We start from the raw sequence: 24,910 nt of genomic DNA on the forward strand, positions 1-24,910 counted from the left end.
AAATATGAGTAAGGATAATATCACTGACATTGCCGTTATCGGAGGAGGTGCTTCCGGCTTTGCAGCTGCTATAGAGGCAAAGACCGCTCTGCCAAAGGCTAAGGTGGTCATTCTGGAAAAGCTTGACCGCGTGGGCAGGAAGATACTTGCCACAGGCAACGGCAGATGCAATCTCAGCAACATCAATCTCAGCGCCGACCACTACCACGGAAGCGTGAAGAACGTCATGCGCATAATCGGTGCGACTCCCTCAGCAAAGGAATTTTTCGGAAGCATCGGAGTGATATGCACGGCAGATACGAAGGGGCGTATCTACCCAAAGAGCAACAGCGCGGCTACTGTTCTGTCCGCACTGAGGCTTCGCGCAGAGGAGCTGTGTATCAGCGAGCGCTGCAACTTTGAAGCCACATTTATCGAAAGCACCAATGACGGTTTCAGGATACACTCCGCATCGGGTGAGAAGTACCCGTGCAGGAGAGTCATCGTTGCCGCAGGAGGCTATGCAGCCCCACAGTTCGGCACCGACGGAAGCGTCATAAGACTTCTCCGCAGCAAGGGCTGCCACACTACAAAGATATGCCCCGCAGTTGCGCCCCTGAGAGTTCGTCCCGAGCTTCTCAAGGGACTCAAGGGAGTCCGCGCAAAGGGCAGGGTAATGGCTTATTCAGCAGGCAGGCTCCTCAAGGAGGAGGTGGGCGAGATACAGTTCACGGACAATGCTCTGTCGGGTATCTGCGTTTTCAACATGGCTCACCTGTTCTCGCAGTACGAGGGCAAGCTGAAGCTGAGACTTGACCTGGCTGCTGATATGGACGCGGAACAGCTTGAGGGCTACCTCCGCGTTATACAGTATCAGCGCAGCAGACAGACCACTGAGGAACTCCTGACGGGTATCTTCCCCAGGAACCTCTCATCATACATAACCAAAAGGGCTCTCGGGAAGCCCCTGACAGTGCTTATCTCGGAGCTCCGCGACTCAGACCTGAGACAGGTAGTGCAGCTCATAAAGTGCCTTGAATTTGACGTTACCGGAACTGCTCCCTGGAAGGACGCTCAGGTCACATCGGGCGGCATAAGCGGCGAATGCGTTGACGAAAGGCTGCAGCTGAGAAGCGAGAAGGGCATCTTCCTCTGCGGAGAGATACTTGACGTGGACGGCGACTGCGGCGGATATAATCTCCAGTGGGCATGGTCCTCGGGCATTCTTGCAGGCAGGAGCTGCGCCGACTCACTGAGAGGAGGGCTCTCATGATAAGAGTCGGCGGCATAAGAATACCGCTGGACACCGACCTTTCCGACCTTGTTTCCCTCTGCGAGAAAAAGCTGAAGCTGAGCCGTGAAAGGATAATCAGCGTGAAGCTGGGAAAGAAGTCCGTGGACGCAAGAAAAAAGTCCGATGTTCACTTCCTAATCTCCCTTGACATTGAGGCAAAGGGGGAGGAGAAGCTGCTCCGCACGCTGAAAAATGCGGCAAAGCATGAGCCTGTGCACTATGATGTGCCCACAGTCGGCAATGGGGACTACCGCCCTGTTATCGTGGGATTTGGTCCCGCGGGAATGTTTGCGGCACTGGTGCTGGCTATGGCAGGCGCAATGCCCATAGTCCTCGAAAGAGGCGGCGACGTTGACAGCAGAGTAAAGGCTGTTGAGGAGTTTCAGAGCGGCGGCAGACTGGACACCGAATGCAATGTGCAGTTCGGTGAGGGCGGCGCAGGCACCTTTTCCGACGGCAAGCTGACCACGGGCATAAAGGACAGGCGCATAGGCTGGGTATTTGAGCGGCTGGTGGAGTTCGGCGCTCCCGGGGAGATATTATATCTTGCCAAGCCACACATTGGCACGGATAAGCTCCGCGGCGCAGTAAAAGCCCTGAGGGAGAGAGTCATCGCTCTCGGCGGTGAGGTGCGTTTCAACAGCCGTTTCTGCGGATTTGAAGCGGAAAACGGCAGGCTTGCGGCAGTTTCATACAGCTGCGGCGGTGAAGTGCAGCGCATAGAGACAAAAAGTCTCATTCTGGCAACAGGCCACAGCGCGAGGGACGTCTTTGAGCTGCTTTATAATGAAAAAATCGACCTCTCACAGAAGAATTTTTCCGTGGGAGTGAGAGCGGAGCATCTCCGCACGGATATAGACAGGGCGATGTACGGCGGTTTCGCAGGACATCCTGCCCTTAAAGCTGCCGACTACAAGCTGGCAGTACATCTGCCCAACGGACGCACGCTCTACACCTTCTGTATGTGTCCCGGGGGATATGTTGTTGCGGCTTCCTCAGAGGAGGGCAGGCTGGCGGTCAACGGTATGAGCTGTTTTGCCCGCGACGCCGAGAACTCCAACAGTGCTCTCCTTGTGAACGTGGGGCCCGGGGACTACGGCAGTGATCACCCTCTGGCAGGTATGTGGTTCCAGCGTGACCTTGAGGAGAAGGCTTTCAGGGCAGGCGGCAGCGATTACCGCGCTCCTGCGGCTGTTCTCGGGGACTTCCTGGAAGGACGGGTCAGCACGGAACACGGCAGGGTAAAGCCCTCGTACCGTCCCGGCGTACGCTTTGCAGCGCCCGGGGACTATCTTCCCGATTTCGTCTGTGAGTCCCTGAAACTGGGCATAAAGGAAATGGGAAAGAAGATAAAGGGCTTTGACGATAGGGACACACTGCTGACAGGTATAGAGAGCAGGAGCAGCTCTCCCGTAAGGATAAACAGGGGAGAGGATATGCAGTCGGTTTCCCTCAGGGGACTTTTTCCCTGCGGCGAGGGAGCGGGCTATGCAGGCGGCATAGTCTCCGCAGCAGTTGACGGTATGAAGTGCGCGGAGGCAGTTTGCAGAGAAATGAAGGGAGCGGAGAGACAATGAAGATAGTTTACGTTTCACGAAACAAGATGTATGTCTGCAATAACGGCAAGGTCTCGGAGCTTCCCTGTGAAAGGGCGGAGAAGTACACCACCGCCGTAAATGAGATAAACAAGAACAAGGAGTGGAAGCATCAGGGCGCAGGAGCTTTCTTCCGCGAGGATATCCAGCCCGGCGAGGCAGACCCAGGAAAGATGATAAGCATAAACGGTATCTGCGCTGCGGACGAGGGCTTCATCTACTCTGCAAAACTGGGCGAGATGGGCGCTGTGTACCGAAAGAGCGCCGATTCGCCAAAGGCTCCCGAGGGGCATATCTACACGGGTATGGACAGGAGCATCGGTGATATTTCCTACAAGGAGGGCAGGATAGCTGCTGTTCTTGACGGTCACCTTGCCATATTCGACGAGCGGGGCGACTACAACGAGCTCACAGACGGGCAGTCCGTGGAGGAAAGTCCTTCATGGTCAGCCACCGACGGCAGGATATTCTGCACCACCAAGGGACGCTCCGTGGAGGACCCCGGAGTCTTTTCCGCAGGCTCTGTCCTTGCAGTGGACGAGGAGGCAGGTACTATCGACACTCTCTATGAGGACGAGGCAAACGACCTGCTGAAGCCTAAAAATGACGCTGATGGGAATTTCTGGTTCATACGCCAGCCCTATAAGCAGCCAAAAGTGGAAAAGGAGCCTATCTGGAAATCGGTGCTGCTTTTCCCTGTGAGACTGGTAAAAGCCATATTCGGCTTCATCAACGCTTTCAGCGTCATATTCGGCGGCGAGCCACTGAGGAAGTCTCAGAAAAAGGGCGATGTCAAGACCAGAAACAAGTCCCCCAGGGAGATATACTTCGAGCAGAGACTTCTTGAGGCTGAGAAGAATGAGAAGGAAAACGCTGCGGCAGGGGACGCAAATCCCGGTATCTTCCCGAGGAGCCGCGTGCTGGTAAGGATAAGTCCCGACGGTACCGAGACCGTGGTGCGCAAGGGTGTCATGGACTATACCCTGTGCAGTGAGGGCGTTATCTGCTCCAACGGCAAGGAGATACTTCTCATCGGCAGCGACGGCAGCGAACAGGTCATCGCAAAGGCTGAGCTGGCAGAAAAGCTCAGTGTCATAAACGAAAACACAGACACCGACGACAAGAAGTCGGAGTGATATTTTTATACATGAACAGGAGGCTTGGAAATGAAAATTAATGTTATCGGCGGAGAAATGGACAGAGCTGAGATAGACGAGTACATAAAGTATGCGGGACAGAAGTACAGAGGTCGCCAGATAGGTCAGCTGGACATAGTTATTGACGGCGAATTCGTAGACCTGAAGGTCCACTTCAAGGACATGGATTTTCAGAGAGCCTACCGTTCGGCAGACTATCTTGTAAACACTATGGAAAAGCTCAATGACGCAAAGCAGAAGGAGTTTTCCGAAAAAGAAAGGCATAAGGTCTAAGGAGTACTGAATGAATCTTACTAACATCGGCACCGTTAAGGATATACTTTCCCGACACGGTTTCAGCTTTTCAAAGGGACTGGGACAGAACTTCATCATCAATCCCGATATATGCCCGAAAATTGCCGAAAACGGCAATGCCTGCAAGGGCTTCGGAGTGCTGGAGATAGGCACGGGCATTGGCGTTCTTACGGCGGAGCTGGCAAAGCGGGCGGACAAGGTCACGGCGGTGGAGATAGACACCCGTCTGCTCCCCATTCTTGAGGAGACACTGGCGGACTTTGACAACGTGAAGATAATCAATGAGGACGTTATGAAATGCGACCTCCACAAGCTCATAGAGGAGGAGTTTGGCGGACTGAAAGTGGCTGTATGCGCAAATCTGCCCTACTACATAACCTCTCCCATCATAATGATGCTTCTTGAGAGCAGGCTCCCCATTGAGTCCATCACCGTAATGGTGCAGAAGGAAGCCGCACAGCGCCTCTGCGCAAAGGTGGGCACAAGAGAGTCGGGAGCTATCACTGTGGGAGTGAACTACTACGGCACCGTGAAGAATCTTTTCGGCGTCTCACGGGGAAGCTTCATGCCTGCGCCAAATGTGGATTCCGCTGTCATAAGGATAGACCTCAACGGCGAACACCGTCTCGACGAGGAAAGCGAGAGGTTCTTCTTCCGCGTGGTAAAGGCAGGCTTCTCACAGCGCCGCAAGACTCTTGCAAACTCACTTGCCTCCGTCATGGGTATACCCAAGGACAGAGTTTACTCTGCACTTACGGGGCTGGGACTTCCCGAGGCTGCAAGGATCGAGCAGCTGGATATGGAGCAGCTTATTGCTCTTGCCGCTGAACTGATGAAGGGCTGATGGGAACTTTATACGGTGTAAGCGTAGGTGCAGGTGACCCCGGGCTCATGACGGTGAAGACTGTGCGTATACTGGAGAGCTGCGGTGTTATCGCAGTTCCCCGTACTCACGGTGAGAACAGTCTGGCTCTGTCCATTGCGGAGCGGGCTGCGGACCTGGCTGGCAAGCGTAAGGTGTATCTGGATCTGCCTATGTGCAGGCACAGGAAGGCACTGGACAGAAACTATGACGAAACAGCGGAAATGCTCTGCGGACTGCTGGAAACCGAGGACGTTGCAGTCCCCACACTGGGGGATATTTCCGTGTATTCCACATTCAGCCGCATTGCGAAGCGTGTTGAGGAACGGGGCTTCAAAGCAGAGATATGCCCGGGAGTCACAAGCTTCAGCGCTGCTGCTGCCTCTCTCGGAAAGCCCCTGTGTCTGGGAAGCGAGCCATTGCATATACTGCCCTGTGGCTGTGAGGACTTTGAGAAGCTCCTCGACCTCAGGGGCACAAAGGTCATCATGAAAACAGGCAGCAAATGCGGTGAACTTATTGCGTTACTGCGAAAAAAGGGACTTGCCCTGCGTACTTCTGTAATAGAGAACTGCGGACTTGATAACGAGAGGATATTCGGCAGCCTTGACCAGGTACCCGATGACCTTGGCTATTTTACGGTGTTCATTGTCGGGGAGTGCAGAGATGAGACTTGAGGAATATGTTTACAGGGGCGCGGAGAAACTGCGCTGCGGATATACCACGGGATCCTGCGCGGCAGCTGCCGCAAAGGCTGCGGCTGAGATGATATTCACGGGGCATGAGGTCACTGGCGTGAAGCTCATGACTCCCAAGGGCATATTGCTTGACCTTGATGTGGTGGACGCTGAGCTGAATGAGGGAAGCGCTTCCTGCGCTATAGTAAAGGACAGCGGCGACGACCCCGACATCACCAATGGTATCAGGGTATATTCCCATGTGAGACTTATCCCCGAAGGAACTGTTATCCTCGGCGGCGATGGTGTGGGAGTTGTTACAAAGGCAGGGCTGGACCGTCCCGTGGGGGACGCTGCAATAAATACGGTGCCGCGGCGTATGATAGGCGATGCTGTTGCTGAAATTGCCGAGAAATACGGCTACTCTGGAGGTTTTGAGGTGACGGTCTCCATTCCTCAGGGAGTGGAGCTGGCGAAGAAGACCTTCAACCCTCGCATGGGCATAGAGGGCGGTATCTCCGTTATCGGTACCAGCGGTATCGTGGAGCCCATGAGCAATACTGCCGTCATAGAGACTATACGCGCGGAGGCTAATATCCGCCGTGCCGCAGGTCAGCGGAATATGCTGCTTACTATCGGCAATTACAGCGAGGACTTCGTCCGGAGGGAACTGCCCTTTTCATTGGAGAGGAGCGTCACTTGCAGCAACTTCATCGGCGACGCCATCGACATAGGCATGGAGCTGGGCTTTGAGTCTATACTTATAGTCGGTCATATCGGAAAGCTTGTAAAGCTGGGTGCAGGCATTATGAACACCCACTCCTCGTGGGCGGACGGCAGAATGGACGTCCTTGTCACCTGCGGATTGCTTGCGGGAGCTGATACGGATACCCTGAAAAGGCTGCCCGACTGCGCAACTGCGGACGCTGCAATGGATATACTCGATGAAGGCGGCTATCTGGAAAAAACTGCGGAGATACTCTCTCAGCGCATGGACAGCTATCTCCGCGCAAGAGTGAAGGATTCGATACCCATTGGGGCTCTGGCGTTTTCATATAAGCGTCAGCTGCAAGTGAGGACCGCTCTTGCGGAGGAGCTAATAAAGGCGATCACGGAGGAAGAAAATGGTTGATTTTGTGGGAGCAGGCTGCGGCGCTGCGGACCTTATAACTCTCAGGGGCAAGCGGCTGCTTGAGCAGGCTGACGTCATAATCTACGCAGGCTCGCTGGTGAACCCTCAGCTCCTTGACTACGCAAAGCAGGGGTGCAGGATATACAACAGCGCTCTTATGCACCTTGATGAGGTAATAGATGTCATGGAAAAGGCTGAGGCGGAGGGACTTCACACCGTAAGGCTCCACACGGGAGACCCTTCGGTTTACGGTGCCATAAGGGAGCAGATGGACAGGCTGGACGCTCTGGGAATAGCCTACAATGTCACTCCCGGTGTCAGCTCCTTCTGCGGAGCTGCTGCGGCTCTGAAGGCGGAATACACCCTGCCCGATGTGTCACAGACGGTGATACTCACCCGAATGGCAGGACGGACTCCCGTCCCCGAAAGGGAGAGCATTGAGTGCCTTGCTGCTCACCATGCGACTATGGTCATTTTCCTCAGCGCCTCAATGACGGAGGAGCTGTCAGCAAAGCTTATTGAGGGCGGATACAGCGCCGATACTCCTGCGGCGATAGTCTACAAAGCCACATGGCAGGACGAGAAGGTAGTGCGCTGCACTGTGGGAACTCTTGCACAGGCAGCCCGTGAAAACGGCATAAGCAAGACTGCTCTCATTACCGTGGGAGACTTCCTGGGAGACGACTATGAGCTTTCAAAGCTCTATGACAAGAATTTTGAAACTGAGTTCAGAAAGGCAGAAGCCAAATGAATATAGCGATTTTTTCCGTTACTGAAAAAGGCAGACAGCTCTCAGAAAGGGCTGCGGAGGTACTCGGCGGTGAGCATAAGGTCAGCCGCTACTGTTTTCACAAGCACACCGATGACAATTCGGCAGTGTTCTGGAATATGGGAAGCATGGTTGGGAGACTTTTCAAGCGCTCCGACGCCTTTATTTTCGTCTGTGCCTGCGGTATTGCGGTGAGGGCAGTGGCTCCTCTCCTGGGTACAAAGGCGGACGACCCTGCGGTCATAGTCATGGACGACAGCGGACGCTTCGTTATCCCTGTGCTTTCCGGTCATATCGGCGGTGCTAACCGACTTGCGGAGGTGCTGGCGGAGGCTCTGGGAAATACTCCCGTAATAACTACGGCTACGGACGTTGGCGGACAGTTCTCGCCTGACAGCTTCGCAGTGGCAAACGGGCTTATAATCACCGACCTTGCTGCTGCAAAAGAGATAGCGGCGGAGGTGCTGGACGATGAGAAGGTGGGCTTTTCAACGGAGTACAGACACGGCGGACTGCCCGACGAGCTTACGGAGTTCGGCGTGTGCAGGACGGGTATCTATGTGGGCACGGAGCCCGATGTGAAGCCCTTTGACGTTACCCTCAGGCTTGTTCCGAGAAATATCGTTCTGGGTATAGGCTGCAAAAAGGGTACCTCTGCCGAAGCTATAGAAACAGCTGTGAATTCCGCTCTCAGTCAGGCTGGCATTGACCCTGAGAGAGTAAGCGGTGTGGCTTCCATTGACCTGAAAGCCCGTGAGGAGGGGCTCCTCAGATTCTGTGAGCGCAGGGATATGGAGCTGCGGACCTATACCGCCGATGAGCTCATGGCGGTGAGCGGCGATTTTGACTCATCTGACTTCGTCCGCGAGACCACAGGTGCGGACAATGTCTGTGAGCGCAGTGCTGTGCTGTGCAGCGGCGGCAGGCTGGTCCTTCACAAGACTGCCTTTGACGGAGTTACCGTGGCAGCGGCTGAGGCTCCCGTATATCTTGATTTTGAGAGGAACGTGCTATGAAGCTTTACGTTGTGGGCATTGGCTGCGGCAGCCGTGAGGGTATGACCCTGGAAGCGCAGCAGGCTGTGATGAACAGCGATGTTGTGGTTGGCTACACCGTCTATGCGGAGCAGATAAAGAGCTTCTTCCCCGAAAAGGAGTGCCTTTCCACAGGCATGAGACAGGAGCGTGACCGCGTTGCCCTTGCACTTGACCTTGCACAGAGCGGAAAGACCGTGTCTCTGGTTTGCAGCGGCGACAGTCAGCTCTACGGTATGGCAGGTCTTGCCTATGAGCTCTCAGCGGACTATCCCGACGCGGATATTGAGGTGGTGGCTGGTGTTTCGGCAGCATTCAGCGGCGGAGCTGTCCTGGGCTCGCCTATGACCCACGACCTGGCTCTCATAAGCCTTTCCGACCTGCTGACGCCCATGGAGAAGATAGAGAAGCGGCTTCGCTGTGCGGCTGAGGGGGACTTCGTCATCGCTCTGTACAATCCCTCGTCGAAAAAGCGTGCGGACTACCTTATGCGCGCCTGCGATATTATCCTTCAGTACCGCGCTGAGGATACGGTCTGCGGATATGTGCGGAATATCGGCAGAGAGGGGCAGGAGAGCCGTGTGCTCACTCTCGGGGAGCTCCGCGGGACTGCCGTGGATATGTTCACAACTGTGTTCATAGGGAACTCCGAGGCCAAAGTGATAGGCGGAAAAATGGTGACGCCAAGGGGCTACAGAAATGTGTGAGCTGCTCATATTCGGCGGAACTACCGAGGGCAGAGAGCTGGCGCAGTATTGCTGCTCCTGCGGAGTTTCCGCGGCGGTTTCCGTGGCTACGGAGTACGGGGGAGAGCTTCTCCCTCGAGAAAAGGGACTGCGTATCCTTGTGGGAAGGCTTGACAGTGACGAAATGGCAGCCATCATGAGAGAGCTTGGATGCAGGGCGGTAATTGACGCCACTCACCCCTATGCCACCGAGGTAACAGCTAATATAACCACCGCCTGCAAAGCTGCCGAACTGCCATATCACAGGCTTCTGCGCAGCTCATCGGAGCTGGGGAACTGTGTCTCGGTCAGGGATATGGACGAGCTGGTGGAGCTCATAAACAGCAGCAGCGGAAGTGTGCTCAGCACTCTCGGCAGCAAGGAACTGCCGAAGCTTACGGAAGTTGAAAACTACGCCGAAAGGGTCTGGGTGAGAGCTCTCCCCACTGACAGCGTAAGGGCGCTGTGCATTGAACTGGGGTTCCCTGCGGAGCATCTTATCCTTGAAAAAGGTCCCTTTAGCCTTGAGCAGAATATGGCTCATATAAAACGGAGCGATTCGGCGCTTCTTGTGACCAAGGAGAGCGGTGCTGCGGGAGGTTTCCCCGAGAAGCTGGAGGCGGCGGAAAAATGCGGTATAAAGGCGATAGTGCTTGCTCGTCCCGAGGAAAAGGGCAGCACCATGGAGGAGATAAAGTCTCTGATTTACGCCATGAGGAGGTGAAAATGTGAAGGTATACATAGTAGGCACGGGCGCCGACGGCAGGAGGACGCTGACCGCCGAAGGGATAGCTGCAATTGAAAAAGCGGAGGTCATTATCGGCGCAAAACGAATGGTGGAGGACTACCGCTCCTGCGGAAAGCCTGTCCTTGAGGAGTACAGGGGCGCTGAGATAGGGCGCTATCTTGCTGAGAACAGCTTTTCCGCAGCGGCGGTGCTGATGTCGGGTGACTGCGGATTTTTCAGCGGTGCAGCGCGGCTTGCGGAGGCGCTTGCTGACCATGATGTGGAGTTCATCTGCGGTATAGCTTCACCTGTTTACCTCTTCTCAAAGCTTAAAATGGACTGGTCGGACTGCAATTTTGTCAGTCTTCACGGCAAAAGCGGCAATATTGTCAGAGCAGTCAGAGCCCATAGGCTGACATTTTTTCTCCTTGGCGGAGATATGACGGCAGCCGAGGTGTGCAGGCGGCTCTGTGACTACGGAATGGGCGGAGTTACGGTGCATATCGGCGAAAGACTGGGCTATGCAGACGAGAGGATAATGAGCGGAACAGCTTCAGAGCTTTCAGATATAACTACCGCGGAGCTGTGTGTGCTGCTGGCGGAAAATCCTGACTATGAGCGCAGTGTGCCGGGCTGTATCCCCGATGACTGCTTCGAGAGGGGAAAGGTACCCATGACGAAGGCTGAGGTCCGCGCAATTGCCGTTTCCGGACTTGACATCGGCAGGGATGACGTATGCTGGGACATCGGCGGCGGGACGGGCTCTGTGTCCGTGGAGATGGCTGTGCGCTGTGAGCGTGGAACCGTCCACTCCGTTGAGAAGTCGCCCGAGGCTGCGGAGCTCATTGACCGCAACAGGCGTAAATTCGGCTGCGATAACATTGTCATACAAACGGGAAGAGCGGCGGAGCTCGTCGGAGATCTGCCCTGTCCCGACTGTGTTTTCATCGGCGGTTCCGGGGGAGAGCTGAGGCAGATTGTTCAGGCAGCCTATGAAAAAAACAGCAATATCAGACTGACCGTTACTGCGGTCTCGTTGGAAACTCTCTCGGAGTGCACCGCTGTATTTGATGAGCTTGGATTTGTAGCCGAAATTACCCAGATAGCAGTCACAAGGACCAATAAAGTCGGTTCGCATACAATGATGTCTGCACTTAATCCCGTATTCATTATAAAAAGGAAGCTTGTATGAAAAGAATTCTTATCGGCGGAACTCACAGCGGCTGCGGAAAGACCACGGTCACCTGTGCAGTTCTTGCGGCGCTGAAGGCCCGCGGACTGGCGGTCTCCTCATTCAAATGCGGTCCCGACTATATCGACCCCATGTTCCACAGCAGTATCATCGGCACGGACGCTCATAATCTTGACAGCTTCTTCTGCGGCGATGACTGCATAAGACAACTCCTGTGGGAGAACGGTCAGAACGCCGATATATCGGTGATAGAGGGCGTCATGGGCTATTATGACGGTGCTGGCGGAAGGGGCTCGGCACACTCTGTGGCTGACATTACCGACACTCCTGCTGTTGTAGTCCTGGACTGCAAGGGCTCAGTGGAGTCTATCGGCGCGGTGATGAAAGGTTTCCTGACGTACAAGGCTCCAAATAATATTGCAGGCTTTGTTTTCAACAGGCTCCCTGTGCGGCTTGTCCCTATGGCGGAGCGGCTGTGCTGTGAACTCGGGACTGAGTATTTCGGCTGTATGCCGCCGAAAAGTCCGGGTATAGAGAGCCGCAGACTGGGACTTGTCACCGCTGCGGAGATAGCTGACCTCAGGGAGAAAACTGCGGAGCTTGGCAAGCTGGCGGAGCAGCATATCCGTCTTGACAGGCTCATTGAGGTGTCCGAAAGGAGCTTTCCTCGTTTTGCACCGCAAAAACTGCACAGTACCTGTACAGGCTTCTCACCAAAGATAGCTGTGGCGGTAGACAGAGCCTTCTGCTTTACCTACTCCGAGAATATCAGCCTGCTGAAGAAGCTTGGCTGTACCGTGGAATACTTTTCACCCATTGAGGACGAGAAGCTTCCCGAAAACTGCTGCGGTCTTATCCTCAGCGGCGGATATCCCGAGCTCCATGCTAAAAAGCTGGCAGCGAACAGTTCCATGAGGGAGTGCATAAAGACGGCGATCGAAAGCGGACTTCCGACTATTGCCGAGTGCGGCGGCTTCATGTATCTCCATGACAGCATAAGGACTGCCGACGGCGCGGAATACCCCATGGCAGGCGTTATAAATGGCACCGCCTTCGAGACCGACAGGCTTCAGCGGTTTGGCTATGTTACAATGACTGCCGAAAGAGACTGCCTTCTCTGTCGCAAGGGGGAAAGCTTTCCCGCTCATGAGTTCCACTACTGGGACAGCACGGACTGCGGAGCAGACTTCACTGCTGCCAAGTCCGACGGAAGAAGCTGGAAGTGTGTCCACGCAAATTCAGCTATGTACGCAGGATTTCCCCATCTGTACTTTTATTCGGATGTCAGGATCGCAGAGCGTTTTGCTGCTGCCTGCGCCGCCTACGGAGGTGTAAAATGGAAAGATTGAAGCTTATCCGACCTGCGGACAGATCCTTCGCCGCAAAGGCTCAGGAGCACTGGGACGGCGTGGCTAAGCCCCTTGGCAGCTTCGGCGCCCTGGAAGAGATGTGGGACAGGATTGCCGCTGTGCAGAAAACCGACAGCCCCGATATTTCGCGGCGTGCTGTGGTAGTCATGTGCGGCGACAACGGCGTGACCGCAGAGGGGGTCACCCAGACCGACAGCTCCGTGACACTTGCCTGCGCTGAGGCTATCGCCTGCGGAAGGTCTAACATAAACGTTCTTGCGGCTGTCTACGGAGCAGAGGTCCTGTCTGTTGACATCGGCATGGAGGGGGACTCCACCTGTGAGAATATCATCAACAGGAAGATCGCCCATGGTACGGGCAATATCGCCATGGGACCTGCCATGACGGAAAGTCAGGCTGAAACCGCTGTTGCTGTGGGTATGGACATGGTGAAGGAGCTTGCAGGCAAGGGCGTGAAGCTCATTGTTACGGGAGAAATGGGCATTGGCAACACAACTCCCACAGCTGCCCTTTCGTCGGTGATACTGGGGCTCCCTCCCGAGACCGTCACAGGCAGGGGAGCCGGACTCACCACCGAGGGGCTCCGCCGCAAGATAAACGCTGTCAGGCGCGCCATTGCTGTGAACTCTCCCTGTGACGGCGGTGCAGTTCAGCTCATGGCAAAGCTCGGAAGCTTCGAGATAGCTGGTATGACGGGGCTTTTCCTTGGGGGAGCCGTTTACGGCGTAACTGTAATCATAGACGGCGTTATATCCGCAGTTTCGGCGGTGCTTGCTTCAATGCTCGCCTCCGACTGCAAGGACTATATGCTTGCAGGCCATGTTTCTGCGGAGCCTGCGGGAAAAATGCTTCTCGAAAGGCTGGGGCTCAGAGCAGTTATCGACGGCAGTCTCAGGCTTGGCGAGGGCACAGGAGGAATACTGCTGCTGCCGCTTCTGGACGGAGCGTCAGCGCTTTACTATAATTCCCATCGCTTTGAGAGCGCAGGGATAGAAAGGTATGTGGAACTGAAATGATCACACTGGTAACAGGAGGAACTAAATGCGGTAAATCTAGTTACGCCGAGAGGGTGCTTGATCGCTTTGAGGGGCAGAAATACTACATCGCCACCATGAATCCCGTGGGCGACGATGCCGAGGAGATAATTGCCCGTCATGTGGAGATGCGCTGCGGCAAGAACTATGTTACCGTTGAAAGACTTCGTGATATAGGCGATACCGAGATACCCGAGGGCAGCGGCGTGCTGCTGGAATGCGTGGGAAATCTCTGTGCCAATGAGATGTTTGTGGGCTCTGAGGTCCTTGACCCTGCAAAGAAGATAGTAGAGGGCATAAAGCGTCTCTCGGAAAAGACGAAGGAGCTGGTCATCGTCACCAACGAGGTGGGGAGCGACGGCAACGATTACTCTCCCGATACTATGGCATACATAAAGCAGATGGCGATCATCAACCGCCGTATAGCTGAGCTTGCCGACAATGTGGTGGAGTGCGTTTACGGTATACCGATAGTCCGCAAGGGAAGTCTCATATGCTGAATTCAATGCTTTCGGCACTGCTGATGTACTCCCGTATCCCTGTTCCGAGACCCGAATGGAGCGAGAAGAACAGGCGGTTTGCCCTGTGCTTTTTTCCGCTTGTGGGAGCAGTCATCGGCGGACTGGTGCTGGGCTGGCGGTACTTATGCGGAGTGCTTCACATAGGCAGCATACTCTATGCCGCAGGTGCTTTGGGCATTACAGTCATGGTCACAGGCGGTATACACCTTGACGGCTTCTGCGATACCTGTGATGCACGGGCTTCATGGGGAGACAGGGAGAAAAAGCTGAAGATACTCAGCGACTCTCATATAGGAGCATTTGCGGCAATAAAGCTGGGAGTCTATCTCGTGCTTTACACTGCGGTATTCACGGAGCTGAGGGCTCTCTCCGCAGCGGCGGTGGTCTGCGTAGGATATGTGCTTTCACGGTCTCTCAGCGGACTGGCAGCTGTAACATTCCGCGCTGCAAAAAAGGAGGGGAGCCTGCAAAGCTTCACCGCTCCTGCACATAAACGGGTAACTGTGATAACACTTGTCATACTTTCCGCAGTTTCCGTGGATGCTATGGTGGTGATAAGTCCCGGGGCAGGTGCAGCAGCTTCGGCAGCGGCTTTGCTGACCCTTTTATATTACCGTCATATTGCGTACAGGGAGTTCGGCGGTATTACAGGAGACCTTGCAGGCTGGTTCCTGCAGGTGTGCGAACTTGTCATTGCAGCTTCTGCTGCGCTTACATACAGAATAATGGAGGTCATGTGATATGAAAATGATAATCGGTGGAGCTTTTCAGGGCAAGATAGGCTGTGCCACGGAGCTTTTCGGCATAAATGAAGCAGATATGGTAAACGGCAACACCTGCGATTTTGAGGAGGTCTTCTCCGCAGTCTGCATAAAGAGCTATCATAAGCTCATTGCAAAGCTGCTTGCGGAGGGTGTTGACCCCGTGCAGTTCACTAAGCGCCTCTGCGAGACCAACAAGGACGTTCTTATCATCATGGACGAGATAGGCTGCGGAATAGTGCCGCTGGTAAAGGCGGAGCGTGTACGCCGCGAAGCTACGGGCAGATGCGGCTGTATGATAGCAAGGGAGAGCGATACGGTGATACGTGTTATCTGCGGTATACCTACCTACATCAAGGGAGCCCCAAATGAGGGTTGACTTCATCCGCCACGGAAAGACCGAGGGCAACCTGGAAATGCGCTATGTGGGCAGGACTGACGAGCCACTCTCTTTCTCGGGTATCGCCGAGCTGATGAAGACGGACTACCCTCCCTGCGGAGTGCTCATAACCAGTCCAATGAAGCGGTGCGTACAGACGGCGGAGCTCATATATCCCGACAAGGCTCCCATCATCTGCGAGGAGCTGAGAGAGTGTGATTTCGGGGCATTCGAGGGAAGAAACTACATAGAGCTCTCAACGGACAGCAGGTATCAGAAATGGATAGACAGCGGCGGCGTGAGCGCCTTCCCCGAGGGTGAGGACCCTGCGGATTTCAAGGAGCGGTGTATAGCAGGCTTTCTTGCGTCCATAGCAAAGGTACCCGAGGGAAGCAGTGCCACATTTGTAGTCCACGGCGGCACTATAATGGCGATACTGGAGCGATTTTCACAGCCTCATCAGGATTACTACCACTGGCAGGTCACCAACGGACACGGCTTCATTACCGGGTTCGACGGCGAAAAGATAACAGTTACGGAGAAAATATGAATTACTTTGCAGCAGTCCTGCCACTCCTGATCGGAGCGGTGCTGGACAGCATTCTCGGGGACCCCTACAGCCTTCCGCACCCCGTCAGACTTGTGGGAAGGCTTATTTCGCGGCTGGAGACCTTCGTCCGCAGCCGCATGGGCGGTCATCTTCGGGCAGGTGGAGTCCTGCTTGCTGTCACTGTGCTCATTATCTCGGCGGCAGTCCCACTGGGGATACTTATCCTGTGCTATAGTGTGAATATATGGCTGGGAGCCGCGGTGGAGGGCATTATGTGCTATTATCTTATGGCGGCAAAGTGCCTCCGCGACGAGAGCATGAAGGTATACAGAGCTGCTTCCAAAGGTGATACAGAGGGCGCACGGAAGGCGGTGTCCATGATAGTGGGGCGTGATACGGCTGTCCTCGACAGCAAGGGCATAATAAAGGCGGCTGTGGAGACCGTGGCGGAGAATACCTCCGACGGGGTTACGGCTCCTATAATGTATATGTCGCTGGGAGGAGCGGTTCTCGGTTCATTCTACAAGGCAGCCAACACCATGGACTCCATGATAGGCTACAAAAACGAGAAATACGCTGATATAGGGCGGTTTGCGGCGAAGCTTGACGATGTGCTCAACTTCATACCCTCACGTCTTACAGCGCTTGCCATGATAGTCTGTGCTCCTCTTGTGGGACTGGACGGCAAGAGAGCCTACCGTATCTGGAAGCGTGACCGCCGTAAGCACGCAAGTCCCAATTCTGCACAGACCGAGTCCGCCTGCGCAGGAGCTCTCGGAGTTCAGCTTGCAGGTGACGCCTACTATTTCGGGGAGCTCCACAAAAAGGAGTTCATCGGCGATCCTGTCAGGGATATTGAAAATGAGGATATACCGCGGGCAAACAGGCTCATGTATGCGGCTTCGGCACTGGTGTTCATGGTGTCGGCGGCTGTCAGGGCGGTAATAGTCGGAGGAATTTTATGATAAACGCAGCACACGGCGGAAACGATCTCGGTCTTGATGTAAGGCTGGATCTTTCCGCCAATCTCAATCCAATGGGTATGCCCGAAAGTGTCAGGGCAGCCGCTCTTGCTTCGGCAGACTGCTGGGAGCGCTATCCCGATCCGCTGTGCAGGGAGCTTCGCAAAAAGCTTTCGGAGAAAACAGGAGCGGATATGGAAAACATCGTCTGCGGAAACGGTGCTGATGACCTTATCTACCGCGCAGCTTCTGCGCTGAAGCCGCATTCGGCTCTTATCTGCGCTCCAACCTTCGGGGAGTACGGCAAGGCTCTGCGCGAGAACGGCTGTAAGGTAAGGGAGCATATCCTCCGCGAGAGTGAAGACTTTGCTCTGACGGAACGGATCCTCGGGGAGCTTTCGGGTGCGGATATGGCGGTTATCTGTACTCCCAACAACCCTACGGGTATGACAGTTCCCCCTGAGCTTATGGCAGAAATAGCGGCGGAGTGTGAAAAAAACGGAACTTACCTCCTGGTGGATGAGAGCTTTATCGGCTTTACGGGGAGAGAGAAGGAGCTTACCGCCCTTAACTGCATGGGCAGTCATGTGATAGTGCTCCGCTCATTCACGAAGATTTTCGCAATGGCTGGGCTGCGGCTTGGATACGCGGTCTGCGGCAGCGCCGATACTTCCGGAAAATTAGCCGCCGCAGGGCAGTACTGGAGCGTTTCCGCACCTGCTCAGGCGGCAGGCATCGCTGCACTTGGCGAGGAGGACTACGTCAGGAAAACGGTTGAGTTCATCGCTGAGGAGCGGGACTGCCTCTCAAGGGAGCTAACTGCACTGGGCGTCAGGGTATATCCCTCGGAAACTGACTATATACTGTTCCGCAGTATCCCGCAGCTTGGTGAGAAGCTCCTTGGTGATGGCATACTTATACGGAGCTGCGGTGATTACAGCGGTCTTGACGGCAGCTTCTTCCGCACGGCTGTGGGACTGCATGAAGATAACGAAGCGCTTATCTGCGCGGTTAGGAGGTGCCTTGATGGCTAAGGCGATAATGATACAGGGCACTATGTCCAACGCGGGAAAAAGCTTCATAGCGGCGGCGCTGTGCAGGATATTCCGTCAGGACGGCTATTCCTGCGCGCCCTTTAAGTCTCAGAACATGGCGCTGAATTCCTACATAACCGCCGACGGCTGCGAGATAGGCAGAGCCCAGGCCATGCAGGCAGAGGCGGCAGGCATTGAGCCGTCGGTGCTCATGAATCCTGTGCTGCTGAAGCCTACCACCGACGTGGGCTCTCAGGTCATAGTGGGCGGCAAAGCCGTTGGAAACATGAATGCCGCGGAGTACTTCCGCAGGAAGCGCGAGCTGATACCATGGATAATGGAGTGCTATGAAAAGCTGTCCGCACAGCATGACATTATCGTCATTGAGGGGGCGGGAAGTCCCGTTGAGCTGAACCTGAAAAGCGACGACATTGTGAACATGGGCATGGCAAAGCTGGCAAAGGCTCCTGTCCTCCTTGTGGGAGATATAGACAGGGGCGGCGTTTTTGCACAGCTTCTCGGTACTCTTGGTCTCCTTGAGCCCGATGAGCTATCAATGGTGAAGGGACTCATTGTCAACAGGTTCCGCGGTGATATAGGGCTTTTCGACAGCGGCAGACGTATACTTGAGGAGCGCGGCGGCAAGCCTGTTCTGGGAGTTGTACCGTACCTCCGCTGTGACATCGAAGATGAGGACAGCCTGTCCGATAAGCTTTCATCAAGAGAGAAGGGGCTTATCGACATTGCGGTCATAAGGCTGCCCCGTATCTCTAACTTCACCGACTTCGACGCCTTCGCTCAGTATGACGGGGTGAAGGTGCGTTACGTCAGCCGCTATGAGGAGCTTGAGACTCCCGACATGGTCATTATCCCGGGAACTAAAAGCACCATTTCCGACATGAAATGGCTCCGCGAGAGTGGCTTTGAGATAGCTGTCGGCAGGCTTGCTGCAAAGGGAGTCCCCGTATTCGGCATATGCGGCGGCTATCAGATGCTGGGCGAGACCATCTCTGACCCTCTCGGCAGCGAGGGCGGCGGCAGTATAAAGGGCATGGGGCTTCTAAAGTGCAGCACTGTTTTCGGCGCGGAGAAAAAGCAGGTGCAGACCCATGGAAGATTCACTGATACAGGCGGATTTTTCAGCTGCCTCAGCGGCGCGGAGTTCAGCGGATATGAGATACACATGGGCACTACGGACAGCAGCAGTCCGCAGCTTCTTGACTGCGGAGGCGCTTATGAGGGCAGCGTTTACGGCAGCTATATACACGGTATTTTTGATTCACCTCAGGTGTCGGAACGGATAGTGAAACAGCTTTTCAGCAGCAAGGGACTTGCCTTCGGCGGCGGTACTGCCGACAGACACGCCTACAAGGAGGCTCAGTTCGACCTGCTGGCTGAGGGTGTAAGGAGCAGTATCAACATCGAGCTGCTCTACAGAATTATCGAGGAGGGGATATGATGGAGCTTGAATACGTTCTGCCAAAGGACATAGAAAGGCGCAGCTTCGAGCTCATAGAAGCTGAGCTGGGGGACAGGAAGCTCCCCGATGACATTCGTCCCATAGTTATGAGAGCCATCCACACCACGGCGGATTTCGACTACTATGACAATATGTACTTCTCCGAGGGAGTGGTGGAAAAGGCGCTCACTGCCATAGAGAACGGCGCAGTCTTCGTCACAGATACAAACATGGCAAGGTCGGGGATAAACAAGGCTGCCCTTACCCGTCACGGCTGTTCGGTGGAGTGCTTTATGGCAGACCCCGATGTGGCTGAGAAGGCTGCGGCAGAGGGCACTACAAGGGCGGCTGCCTCAGTGGACAAGGCTGCGGAGCTGGGGCTTCCCGTGATATACGCAGTGGGCAATGCTCCCACCGCTCTTATAAAACTCTGCGACCACATAAAATCAGGCAGCTTCGTGCCTGAGCTGGTCATCGGCGTTCCTGTGGGCTTTGTGAACGTGGTTCAGTCAAAGGAGCTCATCATCGAAAGCGGTATACCATGTATCGTGGCAAGGGGACGCAAGGGCGGAAGCAATGTGGCGGCGGCGATATGCAATGCCCTGCTCTATATGGCTGACGGCAGAAAATGACAGGAAAGGCTGTGCTTTGCACGGCTTTTTTCTTTTGCTCTGCAAAGCTTCATACTCTGCGGAAAATCGACGGCGGATACCGACAGCAGCTGCGGCTTTTCCGTGGTATAATGTATCGTATATTCTTGTGAGGTGATGTACGATGCAGATAGTTAAGACCATAAGGGAATGGCGGTACGCGGGGACGGCTGCCGCCTTTGCAGCCTGCTTCGGAGCAGGCTTCCTTCTGACAGGGGCAAAGGTGGGGGGAGTTGCCTCCTTTGCGGATATATCTGCCGCAGGCGCAGCGGGACTGCCCTGGTCGGCGGCGGTATTCACAGGGAGCCTTGTCCGCAGTATAATAGGCGGCACGGTGGGGCATAATATCGTGAAGCTGTCCTCCCTGGCGCTGATAGTCATAATCAAGATGTTCCTGGAGCCCAGAAGCGACCCTAAACTCAGCGGTATCAATACTGCCGTAAGTGTTATTGTCTCGGGAGCAGCGGTATCGGCGGTGATAGGTGAGCTGACAAGAAAGCTGCTGTTTTACGGCTTCTACGGCAGTGTTGCGGGCTACACGGCGTACTCTGCCGCAAGGCTCATAAGCGGTCTTCGCAGGGAGCGCTCCGTTGACCTTTCGGGAGCAGGCGGGCTTTCCTGTTCGGTGGTATATATCATGGCAGCAGCTTCTCTCTGCTCGGTGGAGCTGCCAGCAGTAAACATAGGAGTGATATTCTGCGCTGCCGTTACTCTGACAGGCGCCTATTTCTTCAGACAGACAGGGGGAGTGCTCTGCGGTGCTCTCTCGGTCTGCGGAGCATTCCTCGCTTCACCCACGGCAGGGCTGAGCATAGTCCTGCTTCCTGCGGCAGGTCTCCTGACAGGCTATATGCACGACCGCAAGCCACAGACCGCGGCGTTGTTCTTCACAGGGGTCAGCTTCATACTGACGGTGCTGACGGGAGTTACCTTCGCAAGGGCTGAGAGCATGATAGATATTATATGCGGCGCTCTGATTTTTATTCCTGTATCGGGAAAATTTTCCGACAAGTGGATAAGGACGGGCAGCGAGGGTGAGAAAATGCTTCCCGATGTGATAAACGCCAGAATGGGCTTCCTCTCGGATACTGTTCTGGAGCTTCGCAGGGAGTCGGAGCGTATCTCAGATATGCTTTCTCAGCGCCGCAAGGAGAGCTTTGAGATAGAGGAAAATTCACAGGCGGTGTGCTCCGGCTGCTACCGCCGCCCCTTCTGCTGGAAGTCCGACAGGGGCAACACATACCGCGGTTTTCGCAGGCTTGCGGAGATGACTGAGTTCGCCGCCGAGAGCTTCCCCGATGAGCTGGCGGACTGTCTGAGAAAGAAGGAGCTCATTGACGCCTTTGCGGAGAGCTCCCGTGAGAAGGCGGCGGCAAAGCTTATGGATATGCGCTTCTCTGAGAGCCGCGACCTGCTTCATGAGCAGATGAGGATAACCGAGGAGCTTGTCCGTTCAGCAGGGGAGAGACTGGACGTGCGATATTCCGAGAGCGTCAGCAGGTGTATCCGGGTGAAGCTTGAAAAGTTCGGGCTTGCTCCCGCACAGGTCATTGCCTACTACAACAGCAGGAACAGGCTGCTGACGGAGCTGTATTTCCCTGCGGACTGTGCTCCCGAGGAGAGAAGAAGGGTCTGCGACCTCATAGCCGATGAACTGAGACTGAAAATGGGCTGCACCGAGCCTGTGCGCACGGGCAGGGAGGTGCGCATAAGAGTTTTCGAGAAGCCGCGGTGCACTATGGAGGTCTGTGCCTCCTCATCAACTGCTGACGGCTCAGACTCAAACGGTGACACCCATACGGTTTTCACCGACGGGGCAGAGGCAGGATATGTGGTGCTCTCCGACGGCATGGGTACGGGCAGCAGTGCCTCTGCGGAGTCCGCCATGGTAGTCAGCCTTTTCCGCAGACTTGTCAGCAGCGGTGTGGATTTCCGCTCAGCCATAAAGCTTATCAATTCCGTCATGGTCACCAGGTCGGGAGAGGAGAATTTCGCGACCCTGGACGCTCTGCGCATAGACCTTGACGACTGCGGTCTCACTGTGATAAAGTCGGGAGCTGCGGCGACCCTCATCCGTCACAGAGGCAGCGTACTGAAGATAACTGCGCCCACCTTTCCCATAGGCATATATGAGCAGTCCGAGGTGTTTACAAGGGACTGCGGCTTCGAGGAGGGGGACATAGTAATCATGTTTTCCGACGGCATCTCCGAAGGTGCCTATCCCTTCATCAAGGAGCTTCTTCTGGGCGGTGATGACCTGCGGTATATGGTCAGCGAGATATGCCGGAAAGCTCCCGTGTTCAATCCCACCATACACGCCGATGACGTCACGGTCATAGGCGTTAGGGTAACCGCCTGAAAGTCACATTTTGTTCACAAAATATTAACTTAAATGACATACAGTTCGCGCTAAATACATTCAATTGCTGTGCATTTTAACAAAGGCTAACGAGGAATTGCCAGAATAAATATGTCAAAATGCACTAATTAGAAGTGGTAATATTAGCATAACATCTGAAATTTTCTCACGATTTGCAAAAATGCTTGAATAATTATGCTGATTCTGATAAAATGTATTATAGCAAAGGAGGCTGAATTATGTCTGTTAATAAAAATAACAATCCAAATGATTTTCCGCTGTACCTTTTTTACCAGGGTAAAAACTACGAAGCATACAAGTTTTTTGGCGTTCATTCCAAGAAAAAGGGAAGAGGCAAGGTTTTCACTTTCAGAGTTTGGGCTCCTAATGCTGTAAGCGTATCTGTTGTCGGCGATTTCAACGGCTGGGACAGAGCTGCAAATCCCATGTACCTCATCGCGGACGGTATCTGGGAGGCTGAGATCTCTAAGCTTAAGCAGTTCGACGCTTATAAATTCAGTATCGAGGCGCAGGACGGAAGGATACTGATGAAGGCTGACCCCTATGCGGCGCATTATGAGACAAGACCCGGAACTGCTTCCAAGATCTATGAGAGCAGCTTCCAGTGGAGCGATGACAAGTGGTTCGATGAAAAGAAAAACAAGAGCATATACAAAAGCCCTGTGAACGTGTATGAGGTGCACCTCAGCTCGTGGAAGAACTACGGCGGGGAAGTTTTCCTTGATTATGTCACGTTCGCCAAGGAGATAATACCGTATCTCAAGAAGATGTCCTATACTCATGTGGAGTTCATGCCCCTGACGGAGTACCCCTTCGACGGCTCCTGGGGCTATCAGGTGACGGGCTATTTCGCCCCGACCTCACGCTACGGAACTCCCGACGACATGAGAAAGATGATAGATATGTTCCACGCCGCGGGGATAGGTGTCATCCTTGACTGGGTGCCTGCACACTTCCCCAAGGACGAGGCAGGTCTCTATGAGTTCGACGGCAGCTGCTGCTACGAATACACCGACGACCGCAAAAAGGAGCATAAGGCATGGGGCACCAGAGTTTTCGATTACGGTAAGGCTGAGGTATGCTCTTTCCTTATTTCCAGCGCTAATTACTGGTTCGACCAGTTCCATGTGGACGGTCTCAGAGTTGACGCTGTAGCGTCCATGCTCTATCTGGACTATGACAGGCAGGAGGGCGAATGGGCTGCAAATATCTACGGCGGCAACGAGAACCTGGAAGCCGTTGAGTTCCTCAAGCACCTCAACGAGGCTGTTTTCCTCAAACACCCCGACGCTCTTATGATCGCCGAGGAGTCCACGGCATGGCCTCTGGTAACAAAGCCCACCGATATAGGCGGACTGGGCTTCAACTTCAAGTGGAACATGGGCTGGATGAACGATATGCTCAGCTATATGTCCCTTGATCCCATTTACAGAGCTTTCAACCATGACAAGCTCACATTCTCATTCTTCTACGCATTCTCGGAGAACTATATCCTTCCTATCTCCCATGACGAGGTAGTTCACGGAAAGTGCTCCATGATAAATAAAATGCCCGGTGAGTATGAGCAGAAGTTCGCTTCATACCGCGCTTTCCTGGCATACATGATGGCTCACCCCGGCAAGAAGCTGCTCTTTATGGGACAGGAGTTCGGACAGATGAAGGAGTGGGACTACAAGTCACAGCTGGACTGGAACCTCATGGACTTCGACTCTCACAGAAACCTGCTGAAGTTCTCGGAAAAGCTGAACAAGTTCTATGTTGATAATCCGCCCCTCTGGCAGAATGACGACTCATGGAACGGATTCAGCTGGATCTCCAACGATGACTATAAGCAGAGCATAATCTCCTTCAGACGTATCGATGATAACGGCGAGGAGATAATCGCGGTCTGCAACTTCGTTCCCGTTGAGCGCCGTGATTACAGGATAGGCGTTCCTCAGAAGGGCAGATATAAGCTCATCTTCAACACCGACGCTGCTGAATTCGGCGGATCGGGCATTACGGAGAGCTCATTCAAGTCTGACAGTGTACCTATGCACGGTCACGACAACAGTATCTCAATGACACTGGCTCCTCTGTCTGTCATCTATCTCAAGTTCGCTCCCGTAAAGAGAAGAACTGCTGCTGACAAGGACGAGACCAAGAGTGCAAAGAAGCCTGCGGCTAAGAAGACAGCTGCAAAGACTGAAGCAGCTTCCAAGGCTAAAACTACAGCTAAGAAGACAGCTCCAAAGGCTGATGAAACTCCAAAGGCTAAGACTACAGCTAAGAAGACAGCAGCTAAAAAGCCTGCGGCAAAGACCTCAGCCGCTGCTAAAAAGACAAAGACCTCGGCAAAGAAAACACCCTCTGCCAAGGATAAATAAATTCCAT

24 protein-coding genes are annotated in these 24,910 nt (G+C 54.3%); all 24 read left to right on the plus strand.

The genetic code is table 11. The features are described 5' to 3' along the window. Nucleotides 1–4 precede the first annotated feature (4 nt). The 24 genes from T488_RS0114710 (at nt 5) to glgB (ending at nt 24,903) form a co-directional block, all read left to right on the plus strand. Nucleotides 5–1,252, plus strand: a complete 1,248-nt coding sequence (locus T488_RS0114710) for an aminoacetone oxidase family FAD-binding enzyme (protein ID WP_028521453.1) — start codon at nt 5–7, stop codon at nt 1,250–1,252. Then, the gene (locus T488_RS0114715; RefSeq protein WP_028521454.1) at nt 1,249–2,850 is read left to right on the plus strand and encodes an NAD(P)/FAD-dependent oxidoreductase; all 1,602 of its coding nucleotides are present in this window, start codon (nt 1,249–1,251) and stop codon (nt 2,848–2,850) included. The genes T488_RS0114710 and T488_RS0114715 overlap by 4 nt, the downstream gene beginning before the upstream one ends. Then, nucleotides 2,817–4,004, plus strand: coding sequence for a hypothetical protein (locus T488_RS0114720; RefSeq protein WP_155267235.1), 1,188 nt, complete (start codon nt 2,817–2,819; stop codon nt 4,002–4,004). The genes T488_RS0114715 and T488_RS0114720 overlap by 34 nt, the downstream gene beginning before the upstream one ends. Nucleotides 4,005–4,034: 30 nt before the next feature. Beyond that, the gene (locus T488_RS0114725) at nt 4,035–4,298 is read left to right on the plus strand and encodes a hypothetical protein (RefSeq protein ID WP_028521456.1); all 264 of its coding nucleotides are present in this window, start codon (nt 4,035–4,037) and stop codon (nt 4,296–4,298) included. 10 nt (nt 4,299–4,308) lie between these two features. Beyond that, nucleotides 4,309–5,163 (plus strand): 16S rRNA (adenine(1518)-N(6)/adenine(1519)-N(6))-dimethyltransferase RsmA, encoded by an 855-nt coding sequence (gene rsmA / locus T488_RS0114730; protein WP_028521457.1) that lies wholly within the window; start codon nt 4,309–4,311, stop codon nt 5,161–5,163. After that, on the plus strand, nt 5,163–5,858 hold the full coding sequence (cobI, locus tag T488_RS0114735; RefSeq protein WP_051536506.1) for a precorrin-2 C(20)-methyltransferase: 696 nt from the start codon (nt 5,163–5,165) through the stop codon (nt 5,856–5,858). The genes rsmA and cobI overlap by 1 nt, the downstream gene beginning before the upstream one ends. Next, nucleotides 5,848–6,990 (plus strand): cobalt-precorrin-5B (C(1))-methyltransferase CbiD, encoded by a 1,143-nt coding sequence (cbiD, locus tag T488_RS0114740; protein ID WP_028521459.1) that lies wholly within the window; start codon nt 5,848–5,850, stop codon nt 6,988–6,990. The genes cobI and cbiD overlap by 11 nt, the downstream gene beginning before the upstream one ends. Next, nucleotides 6,983–7,741, plus strand: coding sequence for a precorrin-4 C(11)-methyltransferase (gene cobM, locus T488_RS0114745; protein ID WP_028521460.1), 759 nt, complete (start codon nt 6,983–6,985; stop codon nt 7,739–7,741). The genes cbiD and cobM overlap by 8 nt, the downstream gene beginning before the upstream one ends. Beyond that, the gene (locus T488_RS0114750; RefSeq protein ID WP_028521461.1) at nt 7,738–8,775 is read left to right on the plus strand and encodes a cobalt-precorrin 5A hydrolase; all 1,038 of its coding nucleotides are present in this window, start codon (nt 7,738–7,740) and stop codon (nt 8,773–8,775) included. Before cobM ends, T488_RS0114750 begins: the two co-directional genes overlap by 4 nt. After that, nucleotides 8,772–9,500: a precorrin-3B C(17)-methyltransferase gene (gene cobJ, locus T488_RS0114755; RefSeq protein WP_028521462.1), complete on the plus strand. Its 729-nt coding sequence runs from the start codon at nt 8,772–8,774 to the stop codon at nt 9,498–9,500. The genes T488_RS0114750 and cobJ overlap by 4 nt, the downstream gene beginning before the upstream one ends. Then, the gene (gene cobK, locus T488_RS0114760; protein WP_028521463.1) at nt 9,493–10,242 is read left to right on the plus strand and encodes a precorrin-6A reductase; all 750 of its coding nucleotides are present in this window, start codon (nt 9,493–9,495) and stop codon (nt 10,240–10,242) included. The genes cobJ and cobK overlap by 8 nt, the downstream gene beginning before the upstream one ends. A gap of 4 nt (nt 10,243–10,246) precedes the next feature. Continuing rightward, nucleotides 10,247–11,437, plus strand: coding sequence for a precorrin-6y C5,15-methyltransferase (decarboxylating) subunit CbiE (gene cbiE, locus T488_RS0114765; protein WP_028521464.1), 1,191 nt, complete (start codon nt 10,247–10,249; stop codon nt 11,435–11,437). Next, a complete protein-coding gene (locus T488_RS0114770; protein WP_028521465.1) occupies nt 11,434–12,786 on the plus strand; it encodes a cobyrinate a,c-diamide synthase in 1,353 nt (450 codons plus the stop codon). The genes cbiE and T488_RS0114770 overlap by 4 nt, the downstream gene beginning before the upstream one ends. Beyond that, nucleotides 12,774–13,823 carry a nicotinate-nucleotide--dimethylbenzimidazole phosphoribosyltransferase gene (cobT, locus tag T488_RS0114775; protein ID WP_028521466.1) on the plus strand — a complete coding sequence of 350 codons (1,050 nt, stop codon included), beginning with the start codon at nt 12,774–12,776 and terminating at the stop codon, nt 13,821–13,823. The genes T488_RS0114770 and cobT overlap by 13 nt, the downstream gene beginning before the upstream one ends. Then, entirely contained in the window at nt 13,820–14,341 is a 522-nt protein-coding gene (locus T488_RS0114780; RefSeq protein WP_028521467.1) for a bifunctional adenosylcobinamide kinase/adenosylcobinamide-phosphate guanylyltransferase, read from the plus strand. Before cobT ends, T488_RS0114780 begins: the two co-directional genes overlap by 4 nt. Further along, the gene (gene cobS, locus T488_RS0114785) at nt 14,335–15,102 is read left to right on the plus strand and encodes an adenosylcobinamide-GDP ribazoletransferase (protein WP_028521468.1); all 768 of its coding nucleotides are present in this window, start codon (nt 14,335–14,337) and stop codon (nt 15,100–15,102) included. Before T488_RS0114780 ends, cobS begins: the two co-directional genes overlap by 7 nt. A 1-nt stretch (nt 15,103) precedes the next feature. Beyond that, nucleotides 15,104–15,502 carry a bifunctional adenosylcobinamide kinase/adenosylcobinamide-phosphate guanylyltransferase gene (locus T488_RS0114790; protein WP_028521469.1) on the plus strand — a complete coding sequence of 133 codons (399 nt, stop codon included), beginning with the start codon at nt 15,104–15,106 and terminating at the stop codon, nt 15,500–15,502. Then, nucleotides 15,492–16,052, plus strand: coding sequence for a histidine phosphatase family protein (locus T488_RS0114795; RefSeq protein WP_028521470.1), 561 nt, complete (start codon nt 15,492–15,494; stop codon nt 16,050–16,052). Before T488_RS0114790 ends, T488_RS0114795 begins: the two co-directional genes overlap by 11 nt. Then, nucleotides 16,049–17,017 (plus strand): adenosylcobinamide-phosphate synthase CbiB, encoded by a 969-nt coding sequence (cbiB, locus tag T488_RS0114800; protein WP_028521471.1) that lies wholly within the window; start codon nt 16,049–16,051, stop codon nt 17,015–17,017. The genes T488_RS0114795 and cbiB overlap by 4 nt, the downstream gene beginning before the upstream one ends. Next, entirely contained in the window at nt 17,014–18,048 is a 1,035-nt protein-coding gene (locus T488_RS0114805; protein ID WP_028521472.1) for a pyridoxal phosphate-dependent aminotransferase, read from the plus strand. The genes cbiB and T488_RS0114805 overlap by 4 nt, the downstream gene beginning before the upstream one ends. Then, nucleotides 18,041–19,507, plus strand: a complete 1,467-nt coding sequence (locus T488_RS0114810) for a cobyric acid synthase (protein ID WP_028521473.1) — start codon at nt 18,041–18,043, stop codon at nt 19,505–19,507. The genes T488_RS0114805 and T488_RS0114810 overlap by 8 nt, the downstream gene beginning before the upstream one ends. Next, entirely contained in the window at nt 19,507–20,139 is a 633-nt protein-coding gene (locus T488_RS0114815; protein WP_028521474.1) for a precorrin-8X methylmutase, read from the plus strand. Before T488_RS0114810 ends, T488_RS0114815 begins: the two co-directional genes overlap by 1 nt. 142 nt (nt 20,140–20,281) lie before the next feature. After that, nucleotides 20,282–22,516 (plus strand): SpoIIE family protein phosphatase, encoded by a 2,235-nt coding sequence (locus T488_RS0114820; RefSeq protein ID WP_028521475.1) that lies wholly within the window; start codon nt 20,282–20,284, stop codon nt 22,514–22,516. Nucleotides 22,517–22,755: 239 nt separating this feature from the next. After that, a complete protein-coding gene (gene glgB / locus T488_RS0114825; protein WP_028521476.1) occupies nt 22,756–24,903 on the plus strand; it encodes a 1,4-alpha-glucan branching protein GlgB in 2,148 nt (715 codons plus the stop codon). Nucleotides 24,904–24,910: the final 7 nt, after the last annotated feature.

Origin of the sequence: Ruminococcus flavefaciens ND2009, from assembly GCF_000621785.1 — a bacterium.
Classification (GTDB): domain Bacteria; phylum Bacillota; class Clostridia; order Oscillospirales; family Ruminococcaceae; genus Ruminococcus; species Ruminococcus flavefaciens_C.

Excerpts from the sequence above, each read along its gene's own strand:
- T488_RS0114770 (WP_028521465.1), top strand. The coding sequence starts at position 11,434 with ATGAAAAGAATTCTTATCGGCGGAACTCACAGCGGCTGCGGAAAGACC.
- T488_RS0114710 (WP_028521453.1), top strand. The coding sequence starts at position 5 with ATGAGTAAGGATAATATCACTGACATTGCCGTTATCGGAGGAGGTGCT.
- cobI (WP_051536506.1), top strand. The coding sequence starts at position 5,163 with ATGGGAACTTTATACGGTGTAAGCGTAGGTGCAGGTGACCCCGGGCTC.
- T488_RS0114750 (WP_028521461.1), top strand. The coding sequence starts at position 7,738 with ATGAATATAGCGATTTTTTCCGTTACTGAAAAAGGCAGACAGCTCTCA.
- glgB (WP_028521476.1), top strand. The coding sequence starts at position 22,756 with ATGTCTGTTAATAAAAATAACAATCCAAATGATTTTCCGCTGTACCTT.
- cobT (WP_028521466.1), top strand. The coding sequence starts at position 12,774 with ATGGAAAGATTGAAGCTTATCCGACCTGCGGACAGATCCTTCGCCGCA.
- cobK (WP_028521463.1), top strand. The coding sequence starts at position 9,493 with ATGTGTGAGCTGCTCATATTCGGCGGAACTACCGAGGGCAGAGAGCTG.
- T488_RS0114815 (WP_028521474.1), top strand. The coding sequence starts at position 19,507 with ATGGAGCTTGAATACGTTCTGCCAAAGGACATAGAAAGGCGCAGCTTC.
- T488_RS0114820 (WP_028521475.1), top strand. The coding sequence starts at position 20,282 with ATGCAGATAGTTAAGACCATAAGGGAATGGCGGTACGCGGGGACGGCT.
- T488_RS0114805 (WP_028521472.1), top strand. The coding sequence starts at position 17,014 with ATGATAAACGCAGCACACGGCGGAAACGATCTCGGTCTTGATGTAAGG.
- T488_RS0114810 (WP_028521473.1), top strand. The coding sequence starts at position 18,041 with ATGGCTAAGGCGATAATGATACAGGGCACTATGTCCAACGCGGGAAAA.
- cobS (WP_028521468.1), top strand. The coding sequence starts at position 14,335 with ATGCTGAATTCAATGCTTTCGGCACTGCTGATGTACTCCCGTATCCCT.
- cbiD (WP_028521459.1), top strand. The coding sequence starts at position 5,848 with ATGAGACTTGAGGAATATGTTTACAGGGGCGCGGAGAAACTGCGCTGC.
- cbiB (WP_028521471.1), top strand. The coding sequence starts at position 16,049 with ATGAATTACTTTGCAGCAGTCCTGCCACTCCTGATCGGAGCGGTGCTG.
- T488_RS0114725 (WP_028521456.1), top strand. The coding sequence starts at position 4,035 with ATGAAAATTAATGTTATCGGCGGAGAAATGGACAGAGCTGAGATAGAC.
- rsmA (WP_028521457.1), top strand. The coding sequence starts at position 4,309 with ATGAATCTTACTAACATCGGCACCGTTAAGGATATACTTTCCCGACAC.
- T488_RS0114715 (WP_028521454.1), top strand. The coding sequence starts at position 1,249 with ATGATAAGAGTCGGCGGCATAAGAATACCGCTGGACACCGACCTTTCC.
- T488_RS0114780 (WP_028521467.1), top strand. The coding sequence starts at position 13,820 with ATGATCACACTGGTAACAGGAGGAACTAAATGCGGTAAATCTAGTTAC.
- cobJ (WP_028521462.1), top strand. The coding sequence starts at position 8,772 with ATGAAGCTTTACGTTGTGGGCATTGGCTGCGGCAGCCGTGAGGGTATG.
- T488_RS0114795 (WP_028521470.1), top strand. The coding sequence starts at position 15,492 with ATGAGGGTTGACTTCATCCGCCACGGAAAGACCGAGGGCAACCTGGAA.
- cobM (WP_028521460.1), top strand. The coding sequence starts at position 6,983 with ATGGTTGATTTTGTGGGAGCAGGCTGCGGCGCTGCGGACCTTATAACT.
- T488_RS0114790 (WP_028521469.1), top strand. The coding sequence starts at position 15,104 with ATGAAAATGATAATCGGTGGAGCTTTTCAGGGCAAGATAGGCTGTGCC.